Here is an 11,139-nt window from a genome sequence, read left to right on the forward strand (position 1 = left end):
TGGTCGAACTGAGGGGTTAGCAACTGATATACTTTCTCCCCCCGAGTTCAGCAACGAAGTGCGAGCACTCCCCGCTGAGTCCAGTCTACCGCCGGAATTCGGGACGTGCGACGACTCGTCGATTTTATAAACGCGCACGCGGAAGTCGTGGCCATGCGGGGGTTCTACATCGGGCGGTTCCAGCCGTACCACGACGGCCACCACCGAATGGTCGAGGAAATCGTGACGGAGGTGGACGAACTCGTCCTCGGCATCGGTTCGGCCGGCCACTCTCATACGCGCCGCGACCCCTTCACCGCGGGCGAACGCGTGATGATGGTGACCAAGTCCGTCGCCGAGTTCGACTGCACGACCTACGTCGTCCCCATCGAGGACCTGGATCGGAACTCCGTCTGGGTGAGTCACGTCCGGAGCATGGCCCCCTCCTTCGACGTCGCCTACTCCAACAACCCGCTGGTGATCCAGCTGTTCGAAGAGGCCGGCGTCGACGTGCGGCAGTCGCCGATGTTCAACCGCGACGTCCTGGAGGGGACGGAACTCCGCGAGCGCATGATCGAGGGCGGCGAGTGGCGCCACCTGGTCCCCAATCCGGTGATCGACGTGATCCGGGAGATCGACGGCATCGAACGCATCCAGCGCGTGAGCGAGACGGACACGTGATCACGCTCGCCTCCGACTTCGGCTCCCCCTACCCGGCCGCGATGCGGGGCGTGCTCCTCCGGGAGTGCGAGGCCCGCCTCGTCGACGTGAGTCACGACCTCCCCCGCGGCGCGGTTCGGGAGTCGGCGTTCTGGCTCCGGGAGACCCTGCCGACCTTCCCGCCGGCGACCCACCTCGCGGTGGTCGACCCCGGCGTCGGCACCGATCGGGGCGTCCTGGTCGGCCGGGCGGCGGGCCACACGTTCGTCGGTCCGGACAACGGCCTCCTCGTCCCCGCCGCTCGGGCGGTCGCCGACGACGGCGTCGACTGGTTCCACGCGGACCCCGGCGACCCCGACTCCACGACGTTCCACGGGCGGGACGTGTTCGCCCCCCTCGCGGCGGCGATCCACGAGGCCGTCCGGTCACGCGGCGTCGGTGCCCTCGACGCACACGGCCGCCTGTCGCCGGCCGAGCCGACCGATCTGTGCCTCCCCGAGGCGACCGTCGAGGGCGACGCCGCGTCGGGCGAGGTCCTCGCCGTCGACGACTTCGGGAACGTCGTCACGAACGTTCCCGGGAGCGTCCTCGACCGGCGGGAGGCGGTGACGGTCGACGGCGACCGGGTGCCCGTCGCGGAGACGTTCGCGTCGGTCGATCCGGGCGACCCCCTCGTCACCGTGGGCAGTCACGGCTACGTCGAGTGCGACGTGAACCGGGGTCGCGGGACGGAGTGGTTCGGCCTCGCCGTCGGCGACGCCGTGCGGATCGAGTGATCAGGCGACGAGTTCCGCGATGCCCTCCTCGACGAGCAACAGGAGGGAGTAGGCGACGGTGACGGCGGCGGCGACGAGGAAGGCGACCGCGGGTCCGGGAGCGCCGAGTCGCGTCCCGCCCCGGAGCAGGGCCTCGGCACAGCCGAGCGAGCCGAGCGTCGCCAACACGTGGATCATCGACACCACGACCGTCGAGGGGCGGTCGTCGTCGGTGCGGTCCAGGGGGCTCCCGAAGGCGGCGAGCGCCAGGGCGGCGAACCCGGCCACCGCGCCGGCCGCGAAGGCGAACACCTCGGCCGTCGACGGGACGCCGAGGTCACCGATCAGCAGCGCGCCGGCCCCCCAGATGGAGAGCGAGTAGCCGTAGGCGCGCGACTCCTCGCGGAGCGTCGCTTCGAGGTGGCGCCGTGGCCGCATCACACGCCCCCGAGCCGGGTCGTCGGCATCGGGGACGCTTGACAGCTGAGAGGCAAAAGGCGTCCGATCGTGCCCGTTTCGAAATCGTCGCCCGTGGTGGCGACGTCCGGGCGGCAGCGTCAGTTGGCAGCGATCACGTCGTCGATGCGGAGGATCATCGTCGCGGCCTCGGTGGCCGAGCCGACGGCCTCCCGCTTCACCGCGGCGGGGTCGACGATCCCGTGTTCCACCGGATCGGCGACCGTCCCCGTGCGGCCGCCGGCGACGACGCCGGCCCGGCCCTCGCGCTCGTGGCGCGCGCGGAGGTCGACCAGCGCGTCGATGGGGTCCATGCCCGCGTTCTCGGCCAAGGTGCGCGGCAGCGCCTCCGCCGCCTCGGCGAAGGCCTCGACCGCCAGCTGTTTCCGGCCCTCGACGCCCGCGGCCGCGCTCCGGACGGCGTCCGCGACGGCGATTTCGGTCGCCCCCGCACCGGGGACGACCCCGCCGGACTCGGCGGCGGCGACGACGCCGTCCACCGCGTCGGTGACGGCGCGTTCGAGTTCGTCGACGACGTGCTCGGTGCTCCCGCGGACGAGGAGAGTCGCGGCCGTCGCGGCCGCGCCGCCCTCGACGACCACCAGGTCGTCGGTCCCGTAGCGCTCGATGTCGACGGCGTCGGCGTGGCCCAGGTCGTCGGCGTCGAAGTCGGTCAGCGAGCCGAGGCGCCGGGCGCCGACGGCGCGGGCGACGGCGCGGGCGTCGCTCCCCGTCACGTTGGCGAAGGCGAGGATCCCCTCGCGGGCGAGGTGGTTCGCCACCCGGTCGTCGATGGATTTGGTGCAGAAGACGACGTCGACGCCGGCGTCAGCGAGGGTCGTGGCGTAGCCGCGGAGTTCGGACTCCTCGGCCGCGATGGCGGCGTCCAGTTGCTCGACGCTCGTGATGGAGTACTCGGTGTCGACGGCGCCCGTGCGCACGTCGAGTTTCACGTCCACGACGGCGACCGTCGCGTCGCTCACCGAGCGGGGCATCGCGTCGACGACGGGGTCCTTGTCGACGACGACGCCCTCGACGAGGCGAGTCGCCCCCGAACTCGCCCCCGTCCGGGGGACGATGTGGACGCTCTCGCGGTCGATCCGGCCGTCGGCGTCGGTGGCGTGCCGGACGGCGGCGACGACCCGCTCCGAGAGGGCGTCGGCCTCCACGTCGCCCGTCCCCTTGCCGGTCATGCTCGACTCCGCGACCCGTGCCAGCAGGTCGTCGTCGAGGTCCGCGTCCAGGATCAGGTCGTCGATGGTGGCGAGCGCGATGCCGGCCGCCTCGTCGTACCCCTCGACCACGACGGTGGGGTGGACGTCGCCGTCGAGCAGGTCCTCGGCGCGCACGAGGAGTTCGCCCGCGAGGACGGCCGCCGTGGTCGTCCCGTCGCCGACGGCCTCCTCTTGGGTCTCGGCCACCTCGACGATCATCTCCGCGGCGGGGTGTTCGATGTCCATCTCGCCGAGGATCGTCGCCCCGTCGTTCGTGACGACGACGGTGCCCGAGGCGTCGACGAGCATCTTGTCCATCCCGCGGGGACCGAGCGTGGTCCGTACCGCGTTCGCGACGGCTTTGCCCGCACGGATGTTCGACTCCTGGGCGTTTCGGCCCTGCGTTCGCTGCGTGTCCTCGGTGAGGATGAACAGCGGCTGGTTGGTTCGAGCGCTCATAGACGCTGAGAAGGAGGCTTGCAGGCCTATATATCGCTTTCCATATGTGAAACGAGTGATGAGAGTGCGTCAGCGCCAGTCGTAGCGGGTGACGGCGCGATCCGACCGGTCGGAGACGCCGTGCGGGTTGCGGGCGGGCGAGCGGTCCTTGACGCGGGCGATCAGCCCGTCGGCGCCGCCGCGGGCGACGCCCCCGACGACGGCCCGGCCGGTGGCGAACCACTCGGTCGGGTCGAGGTCACCGCGGAGGACGTCCCGGCCGGCGGCGACGGCGTCCCCGAGGGCGCGTCGGGTCGTGCCGGCCGCCGCGGCCGGTCGGACCCCGTAGTTCTTCACGAGTCGGTAGGCCAGGGCCCGGAACTCCGCGCCGCGGTCGCCGTCGGTGATGCCGCCGTCGGCGGAGTACTCCCGACGGACGCACATCTCGGGGCGCCAGGCAACGTCGTAGTCGAGGCCGGCCAGGCGGTGAGCGGCGTCGCGGTCCCCGCCGGTTTCGAGGTACTCGTCGAAGCCGTCGAGGGCGTCGAGGGCCGCGCGCCGGAACGCCACGTTGCCGCCGTTGAAGTAGGCGACCTCGCGGGAGCCGACGGTTCGTCGCTCCGACTGCTCGGTGGTCATCCCGCCGCCGAGGGTGCGGTGAGTGGGGCCGGTGACGACCGACGCGTCGGCCAGCCCGTCGGTCAGGGCGCCGAGCCACGTCGGTTCGATCACGAGGTCGTATCGGAGGAAGGCCACCGCGTCGCCGGTGGCGACCTCCAGCCCCGCGTTGCGGGCGACGTTCTCGGTGCGGGTGGACACCTCCACCAGCACGTCCACGTCGTCGCGGTCGCGAACCATCCCGGTAGTGCCGTCGGTCGACGGGCCGTTGACGACGACCACCTCGGCGTCCGGGGCGTGGGCGGCGAGGGTGTCGAGGCTCGCCGCGAGGTGGTCCCGACCGTTGAGGGTCGGTATCACTACCGAGAGCTCCATACCCGACCACACCGACTCCGACACCATAACGATTCCCACTCTACACGTGGGCGTTCCAGTACGAGACGGAGGCGAGGTGGGTTCCCAGGGGGGTGTCGCCGATCCCGGTGTCGAGGCGCCGGAACGCGCCCGCGAGCCGATTGGGAATCTTCCGGTAGAAGCCGTAGGGGAGGACGAAGTCGTGGCTGGCGTCGTCGAGCGTCAGGCCCGCCCCGTCGATGAGGCGTTCGACCTCCTCGCGACCGTAGAGGCGCGACCCCATCGGGAGCAGCCAGTTGTAGAGGACCCGCGTGCTGCGGTCGTTGAACGTGTCGAAGAACACCTGCTCCTTCGAGACGCGGCACATCTCCGCGAGGAACTTCGCGGGGGTGTCCGCGAGGTGGAAAAAGCGCATCGCGAAGACGGTGTCGAAGTGGTCGTCCGGGAAGGGCAGCCGCGCCGCGTCGCCGCGGAGGAACTCGATGTGGTCGGTCACCCCGGCCGCCCGGGCCTTCTCCCGTCCCTGCGCCATCATGGCCGAGGAGATGTCCAGACCGACGATGTCGGCCCCGCGCTCGGCCAGCATGACGGTGAACCGACCCGTCCCGCAGGCGATCTCGAGCACCGTCCGGTCCTCGATCGGATTCATGGCTTCGAGGACGGCCCGCTTTTCCCGGCGGTCGATCAGTCGCCCACCACGCGAAAACCGCTTCGCGTCGTACTCCTGGGCGACTTCGTCCGTCTGATACCACTCCTCTCCTTTCACGTCTCGCGTCTCTCGGCCCGAAGATTAAAACCGTACTGGATGCCGATTCGGCCGTCGGCACGGCCACCACTCGTTGTGATTAATGACATATAAGGTGTCTCCGGTGTATGCACGCATATGGAGATAACCTTTACCACTATCGACCGGAAGGGACGGGTATGAGCACCACAGCGGCGGACTCCACGGGCGACGATCGGCTGACGACGACCGAATACCGCGAGCGCTTGCGCGAACTCCCCCCGAGCGCGAAACTGGTCGCCAAGGTGCTCGAGAGCGAGTCGCCGCTCTCGCAGGGGCAACTCGCCGAGGAGTCGCTGCTGCCCGACCGGACCGTGCGCTACGCGCTGAACCGACTCGAGGAGTCGGACATCGTCGGCTCCCGCTACAGTTTCAAGGACGCCCGCAAGCAGGTCTACTACCTGCGCACGTAGTTACTCCTCCTCAGTCGACCCGGCACACCACGGACAGAAGGATAGCTCCGGGTCCAGGTCCCGTCCACAGGAGGGACACGAGACGGTCGGCTCCTCGGCCCGCTCCGCGGTCCCCATCGCGGACCCGCCGCTGCCGCGCCGCGCGACGACGTACGCGTCGACCGTGTTCAACGCGAGCAACAGGAGGACCGGGCCGGTCACCCGAAGCGGGAGCGTCGACAGCGTCGCCGTCTCCGGATCCGCGAACGAGGCGACCAGCACCAGTCCCGCGCCGAGGACGAACGAGAACCACACGAACGCGCGCCCCCACTCCCGGAGGTAGGCGTGGCCCGCCCCGCCGATTCCGAACGCGGCGCCGGCGACGCTGACCGCCACCGCGATCAGGGCTCGCCGTTCCGTGTCGACCATCCTCCCTCGGAAGTGGTGGCGCCACGCGCTTATATCTCCCTCACCGCCCGCCGAGGCGCTCGATCAGCGTCGAGAGCGTCGCCAGATCGAACTGCCCCGGCGCCGTCGCCTCGGTCGGATCGACCGGCGCGTAGCCGATTTTCGACCCGTAGAGCGGCGCGACCGCGCGCGTGTGGCGTCCGGCCTCGCCCATCGCCATCGTCGCCACCCGGTCGCCGCGGGCCGTCGCCGCGTGCGTCGCGGAGAGGACGGTCAGCGCGTCGCCCGGGTCGGTCGCCGTCACCGCCGCCTTCCCCACGTCGCCGCGGGCCGCCGCGTCCGCGAGCAGGTCGTCCAGCCGCGATTCAGGGGGCGTCCCCTCGAAGTCGTGAACCGAGGCGACGACGCGGACGTCGCGCTCCCGGGCCGTCGCCGCGGCCGCCGCGCCGGCCGACTCCCGCAGGCTCGACAGTTCGACGTCGACCGCCTCGACCGCCGCGAAGTCGGTCGCCGCCGTCAGGGCGCCGAGGCGTTCCTCCTCCGTCCCGTCGGCCTCGCCGCCCTCCGCCGGGTCGCGGTTCGTCGCGACGAGCGGCAGGTCGCCGTCGTACGCCGCCAGCGCGTCGAGCGGGTCGTCCGCGAGGTCCATCCGGAACTCCACGGCGTCGGCGTGGGGCCTGGCCGCCGGTTCGTCGTCGAGGTCGGCCGTCGCCGCCGCGAGTACGAACGAGTCGAACTCCATGCCTCACCCACCGTCGTCGTCGGTAAAGTCGTTCCCGTCGACCGGGTCGTGGTCGACGACGTAGCGCCGACCCTCGGCGGTCGCTCGCTCGACCACGTCGGCGACGGCGTACAGCCGAATCCGTCGCTCTCCCTTCGTCACGACCCGAAAGTCGTAGTGTTCGGCGTCGTACCCGCCGTCCCGGTCGGCCATCGCCGCCCGGTGTCGCTCCAGTCGCTCCGCGACGCGCCGGCGCGAGGCGGCCGGCAGGTCGGTCACCCGGTCGTCGAGCGCGGTGAAGAGGTCGCCGTCGAGGTCGTACCCCACCGACTCCCGGCCGGCGAGCATCGCCGCGAGCGCCGTCGTCCCCGTTCCGGCGAAGGGGTCGAGCACCTGGTCGCCGTACACCGAGAACATCCGGATCAGGCGGAGCGGAATCTCGACGGGAAAGGCCGCGGAGCGGTCGCGGCGCTCGTCGCCTCCGCCCAGCCCCTGCTCCTCGCCCCGAACCTCCCACAGGTCGGAGAACCACTCGTTGCGCTCCTCCCAGAAGAAGGCGCTCTCGTACCGGCGGTCGTCGCCCGGCGGGAACGAGCGCGTCCCCCCCTTCCGGAAGAGGAGGACGTACTCGTGTTCGAGGGTGACGTAGGCGTTGGGCGGGAGCGTCCCGGAGCCCATGAACTTCGCGAGGCTGTTCGTGGGCTTGCGCCAGAGCACGTCGGGCAGCGGCGTCAACCCCCGGGCGCGGAGGGCGTCGACGATCCGCGCGTGGTTCGGGAACTGCTGGAAGTCGCCGCCGACCGACCGGGTGGCGTCGCCCACGTTGACGCAGGCGATGCCGCCCGGCGCCAGGACGCGTTCGACCTCGTCCCAGACGGCGTCGAGTTGGGCGTGCATGAGTTCGAACGCGGCGTCGCCGTCGCCGGCCTCCAGGGCCGCGCGGACGTCCCCGTCCCGCGCCGCGAAGAGGTCGTCCCAGAGGTCGATCATCGGATAGGGGGGCGACGTGACGACGAGAGGGACCGACCCGTCGGCGACGTCGTCCATCGCGGCCGCGTCGCCGACGTGGAGTTCGTGCGTGGTCCGCATCACACCCACTCCCCGGGCCCGGCACGTAAATGGTGTCGGTTGCGGCACGGGCGGGAGGTTCATGCACCCCGACGCCGTGGCTACGGGCGTGCCCCCACGCCGCGTCGTCTCGCTGTCCCCGGCGGCCACCGCCACGCTCCGCGAACTCGGCGCCGCCGACCGCCTCGTCGGCGTCACGAGCCACTGCCGGGTCGATGACGGCGATCCGGCGGTCCTCGGCGGGTGGTTGAACCCCGACCTCGATCGGCTGGCGGCGCTCGATCCGGACCTCGTCTGCACCGGCGACGCCCTGCAGGCCGAGGTGCGCGACGCCATCCGGGACCGGGGCCTCGACGTCCACCACACCGACGCCACGACGCTCGACGGCGTGATCGAGGGCTTCGCCGCCCTCGGGCGGGCGGTCGGCCGTCCCGACGCCGGGGAGCGGCTGGCCGCCCGGAGTCGGGAGCGACTGGACCGACTCCGCGAGCGGACGTCCGGGGAGCGACCGACCGTCTACTGCGAGGAGTGGGCCGACCCGCCGATGGCCGCCGGCAACTGGGTGCCGGAGGTGGTCGCCGCGGCCGGCGGCCGCTACCCCTTCGTCGACCCCGGCGAGCGCTCCCGGCGAGTCGAGCGGTCGGCGGTCGAGGCGGCCGATCCGGACCACGCCGTCCTCCACCTCTGCGGGCGGGGGACCGACGTCGACCCCGCGACGATCACCGACCGCGACTGGGACGTCGGCCCCGCGGTCCACGTCGTCGACGACGCCCTCCTGAACCAGCCGAGTCCGAACCTGATCGACGGCGCCGAGCGGCTGGCGGACCTGTTCTAGTCGACCGTCTCGGGGTCCGCGTCCGGCTCCGCGCTCCCCGTCTCGTCCACCGCGGTCGTCAGCGAGACGTTGAGCGCGAGCATCGAGACCAGGCCCCCGGCGACGGTGACGAGGTTCTTCACGGCGTGATCCAGCACCGCGGCCCCGAAGGCGGTGGCGCCGGTCACGGGCGTCAGCCCCGCGACGAGGAGGGTGAAGGCCGCCTCGTAGAGGCCGATGCCGCCCGGCGAGAGGGGTAACACTTTCGCGAGGTTGCCGACGCTGACCGCGAAGAAGCCGACGGCGACGAGCGTCGGCGTCGCCAGCGCCACGTCGAAGGCCGCGAGGACGAGAATCGCGGTCACGACGTCCAGCGCCCAGATGACGAGGCTGCTCGCACCGATCCGGCCGAACGCACCGCGGTCGGCGGCGACGGCCTGGACGTCCGCGACGAACGACTCGAGGACGCCCGCCACGTAGTCGGCGTAGGAGTCGGAACTGACGCGGGTGACGACCCGGCGGATCAGGCTCCCCTCCCGGCGTGCGGAGACGACGATGGCCGCGACGGCGACGACGGCCGCGGCGGCGACGCCCGCGGCCACCGTCAGCGCGACCCGGGCGCTCCGCGGATCGACGCCGGGGACGCTCCCGGAGAGCGTCGCTACCACCGCTCCCATCGAGCCGGTGAGGACGTAGCCGACGAGGACGCTTCCCCCCAGTAACGTGATCGTCAGCAGGTCGAACACTCGCTCGACGGCCAGCGAGGCGAAGCCGGTCGGATAGGGGATGCCTCGGCGAGCCTTCATCACGTACGCGCGCACGCCGTCGCCCGCCCGCGCCGGGAACACGAGATTGCCGGTCTGGCTGATGAACACCGCGCCGGTCAGGAAGCCGAGGCGCTCGCGGTAGCCGAGTTCCGAGAGGATGTCGCGGTACCGACCGCCGCGGAGCGGCCACGACAGGAGGTAGACGCCGCCCGCGAGGCCGACCAGTCGGAGGTCGGCACCCTCCAGTTCGTCCAGCACCGCCTGCGGGTCGAGATACAGCGTCATCAGGGCGAGCGCGAGCAGCGTCAGGAGCGCCCCCGCGCCGACGCTCACCCGGCGGGTGATCCGGGGGCTCACCGACACCTGCCACCAGAGCCGGAGGATCTGACTCCCCATCCCGAAGACGTCGCGGACGAGGTCCACCTTGGTGTCGCCCTTCGGCTCCCACTCGACGGGGAACTCCGCAACCTCCAGACCGGCCCGCTGTGCGCGGATCAGTAGCTCGGTGTCCCAGAACCAGTGTTCGTCCTCGATCCGACCCTGGAGGCGCTCGAAGGCGTCGCGGCTCAACGCCTTGAACCCGCACTGGTGGTCGCGGAGCGGCGAGCGCAAGACCAGACGGACGAGGCCGTTGTAGACCCGGGAGGGGACGCCCCGCCTGGCCGGGCGGTCGGCGACGCGGCCGGGCATCCACCGCGACCCGGTCGCCACGTCGGCCCCGCCGGAGCGGACCCGCCCGACCAGTTCCTCCAGGTGGCGCATGTCCGTGGCGAGGTCGGTGTCGAAGTAGACGAGCGTGTCGCCCCGGGCGGCCGAGAACGCGCGTTCGAGCGCGCCCCCGCGGCCCAGTCGCTCGTCGCTGTGGACGTGACGGATCCGGTCGTCGGCGGCGGCGAGCCGATCCACGATCTCCGGCGTGCGGTCGTCACAGCCGTCCTCCGCGACGAGCACCTCGAAGGTTCCGGGCGGGAGGAAGTCGCCGAGCGTCGAGAGCGTCGTCTCGACCGTCGCCTCGATGGTCGGCGCCTCGTTGTACGCGGGGAGGACGACGCTGACCTCGGTTCGCGGCCGGTCGCCGGAACGATCCATTTGCCGGGGATGGTCGGGCCGCGCTCAAGAACTTTCTGTCTCGGCGGCCGCGGTTTTTTGCGCCGCGAGGGACGACCACGCCCATGAACGCGCTCGATTCGACGGTCGGGAGTGCCCTCGTCGTGCTGGCGTTGCTGGCGGCGAGTGCCTTCTTCTCCAGCACCGAAATCGCGGTCTTCTCGCTCTCGCGGGAGTGGCTCGCCGACCGCGTGACCGCCGGCGACCGCCGGGCGGCCATCCTGACCGACCTCCGCGAGGACCCCCATCGGCTGCTGGTGACGCTGCTCGTCGGCAACAACGTCGTCAACGTCGCCATCTCCAGCATCCTCGCGGTGCTGCTCGCGAACCACTTCCCCGAGGGCGTCGCCGTCGCCCTGACGACGGTCGTCGCCAGCAGCGTCGTCCTCGTGTTCGGCGAGATCCTGCCGAAGTCCTACGGCCTCGGCAACGCCGAGGAGTGGGCGCTCCGGGCCGCGCGGCCGGTCCGGGTCGTCGAGCGCGTCCTCCTGCCCGCCGTCGCCGTCTTCGACTTCGTCACCCGCCGGGCGGGCGTCGCCCTCGGCGGCGACCCGGACATCGAGGAGCCGTACACGGACACGGGCGAAGGAGCGAAGTGAGCGGC

13 protein-coding genes are annotated in these 11,139 nt (G+C 71.7%); 5 read left to right on the forward strand and 8 right to left on the reverse strand.

Features of this window, described 5'->3' with window-relative positions; all coding sequences use genetic code 11:
- The first annotated feature begins 153 nt into the window (after window positions 1-153).
- Window positions 154-660 carry a nicotinamide-nucleotide adenylyltransferase gene (locus NBT67_RS07485; RefSeq protein WP_251344219.1) on the forward strand — a complete coding sequence of 169 codons (507 nt, stop codon included), beginning with the start codon at window positions 154-156 and terminating at the stop codon, window positions 658-660.
- Window positions 657-1,415, forward strand: a complete 759-nt coding sequence (locus NBT67_RS07490) for an SAM hydrolase/SAM-dependent halogenase family protein (protein ID WP_251344220.1) — start codon at window positions 657-659, stop codon at window positions 1,413-1,415. The genes NBT67_RS07485 and NBT67_RS07490 overlap by 4 nt, the downstream gene beginning before the upstream one ends.
- Here the strand turns inward: NBT67_RS07490 and NBT67_RS07495 are convergent, their stop codons facing one another.
- From NBT67_RS07495 to NBT67_RS07510, 4 genes are all read right to left on the reverse strand, one after another.
- On the reverse strand, window positions 1,416-1,832 hold the full coding sequence (locus NBT67_RS07495) for a hypothetical protein (protein ID WP_251344221.1): 417 nt from the start codon (window positions 1,830-1,832) through the stop codon (window positions 1,416-1,418).
- A 119-nt stretch (window positions 1,833-1,951) separates the two neighbouring features.
- Window positions 1,952-3,523: a thermosome subunit alpha gene (gene thsA / locus NBT67_RS07500; RefSeq protein WP_251344222.1), complete on the reverse strand. Its 1,572-nt coding sequence runs from the start codon at window positions 3,521-3,523 to the stop codon at window positions 1,952-1,954.
- Between the two features lie 69 nt (window positions 3,524-3,592).
- The gene (locus NBT67_RS07505; protein ID WP_251344223.1) at window positions 3,593-4,495 is read right to left on the reverse strand and encodes a glycosyltransferase family 2 protein; all 903 of its coding nucleotides are present in this window, start codon (window positions 4,493-4,495) and stop codon (window positions 3,593-3,595) included.
- A gap of 40 nt (window positions 4,496-4,535) precedes the next feature.
- Window positions 4,536-5,240 carry a class I SAM-dependent methyltransferase gene (locus tag NBT67_RS07510; RefSeq protein WP_251344224.1) on the reverse strand — a complete coding sequence of 235 codons (705 nt, stop codon included), beginning with the start codon at window positions 5,238-5,240 and terminating at the stop codon, window positions 4,536-4,538.
- Between the two features lie 158 nt (window positions 5,241-5,398).
- On the opposite strand from NBT67_RS07510, the gene NBT67_RS07515 reads away from it, so the two are divergent.
- On the forward strand, window positions 5,399-5,671 hold the full coding sequence (locus NBT67_RS07515) for a winged helix-turn-helix transcriptional regulator (protein WP_251344225.1): 273 nt from the start codon (window positions 5,399-5,401) through the stop codon (window positions 5,669-5,671).
- On the opposite strand, the gene NBT67_RS07520 is transcribed toward NBT67_RS07515, so the two are convergent.
- From NBT67_RS07520 to NBT67_RS07530, 3 genes are read right to left on the reverse strand one after another with little or no spacing between them, the layout of a single operon-like run.
- The gene (locus tag NBT67_RS07520) at window positions 5,672-6,079 is read right to left on the reverse strand and encodes a zinc ribbon domain-containing protein (RefSeq protein ID WP_251344226.1); all 408 of its coding nucleotides are present in this window, start codon (window positions 6,077-6,079) and stop codon (window positions 5,672-5,674) included.
- Between the two features lie 40 nt (window positions 6,080-6,119).
- Window positions 6,120-6,800: a type I 3-dehydroquinate dehydratase gene (locus tag NBT67_RS07525; RefSeq protein ID WP_251344227.1), complete on the reverse strand. Its 681-nt coding sequence runs from the start codon at window positions 6,798-6,800 to the stop codon at window positions 6,120-6,122.
- A gap of 3 nt (window positions 6,801-6,803) precedes the next feature.
- Complete coding sequence (locus NBT67_RS07530) at window positions 6,804-7,868, reverse strand: DNA-methyltransferase (RefSeq protein WP_251344228.1); 1,065 nt, start codon at window positions 7,866-7,868, stop codon at window positions 6,804-6,806.
- An 88-nt stretch (window positions 7,869-7,956) separates the two neighbouring features.
- On the opposite strand from NBT67_RS07530, the gene NBT67_RS07535 reads away from it, so the two are divergent.
- Window positions 7,957-8,682 (forward strand): helical backbone metal receptor, encoded by a 726-nt coding sequence (locus NBT67_RS07535; protein WP_251344229.1) that lies wholly within the window; start codon window positions 7,957-7,959, stop codon window positions 8,680-8,682.
- On the opposite strand, the gene NBT67_RS07540 is transcribed toward NBT67_RS07535, so the two are convergent.
- Window positions 8,679-10,517 (reverse strand): flippase-like domain-containing protein, encoded by a 1,839-nt coding sequence (locus tag NBT67_RS07540; RefSeq protein WP_251344230.1) that lies wholly within the window; start codon window positions 10,515-10,517, stop codon window positions 8,679-8,681. The two genes, NBT67_RS07535 and NBT67_RS07540, sit on opposite strands and share 4 nt — an antisense overlap.
- Window positions 10,518-10,600: 83 nt before the next feature.
- On the opposite strand from NBT67_RS07540, the gene NBT67_RS07545 reads away from it, so the two are divergent.
- Complete coding sequence (locus tag NBT67_RS07545) at window positions 10,601-11,134, forward strand: DUF21 domain-containing protein (protein ID WP_251344231.1); 534 nt, start codon at window positions 10,601-10,603, stop codon at window positions 11,132-11,134.
- The last annotated feature ends 5 nt before the right edge of the window (window positions 11,135-11,139 follow it).

This window comes from Haloplanus sp. GDY1 (assembly GCF_023703775.1).
Taxonomy (GTDB): domain Archaea; phylum Halobacteriota; class Halobacteria; order Halobacteriales; family Haloferacaceae; genus Haloplanus; species Haloplanus halophilus.

Excerpts from the sequence above, each read along its gene's own strand:
- NBT67_RS07485 (WP_251344219.1), top strand. The coding sequence starts at position 154 with ATGCGGGGGTTCTACATCGGGCGGTTCCAGCCGTACCACGACGGCCAC.
- NBT67_RS07495 (WP_251344221.1), bottom strand. The coding sequence starts at position 1,832 with ATGCGGCCACGGCGCCACCTCGAAGCGACGCTCCGCGAGGAGTCGCGC.
- thsA (WP_251344222.1), bottom strand. The coding sequence starts at position 3,523 with ATGAGCGCTCGAACCAACCAGCCGCTGTTCATCCTCACCGAGGACACG.
- NBT67_RS07505 (WP_251344223.1), bottom strand. The coding sequence starts at position 4,495 with ATGGAGCTCTCGGTAGTGATACCGACCCTCAACGGTCGGGACCACCTC.
- NBT67_RS07515 (WP_251344225.1), top strand. The coding sequence starts at position 5,399 with ATGAGCACCACAGCGGCGGACTCCACGGGCGACGATCGGCTGACGACG.
- NBT67_RS07520 (WP_251344226.1), bottom strand. The coding sequence starts at position 6,079 with ATGGTCGACACGGAACGGCGAGCCCTGATCGCGGTGGCGGTCAGCGTC.
- NBT67_RS07525 (WP_251344227.1), bottom strand. The coding sequence starts at position 6,800 with ATGGAGTTCGACTCGTTCGTACTCGCGGCGGCGACGGCCGACCTCGAC.
- NBT67_RS07530 (WP_251344228.1), bottom strand. The coding sequence starts at position 7,868 with ATGCGGACCACGCACGAACTCCACGTCGGCGACGCGGCCGCGATGGAC.
- NBT67_RS07540 (WP_251344230.1), bottom strand. The coding sequence starts at position 10,517 with ATGGATCGTTCCGGCGACCGGCCGCGAACCGAGGTCAGCGTCGTCCTC.
- NBT67_RS07545 (WP_251344231.1), top strand. The coding sequence starts at position 10,601 with ATGAACGCGCTCGATTCGACGGTCGGGAGTGCCCTCGTCGTGCTGGCG.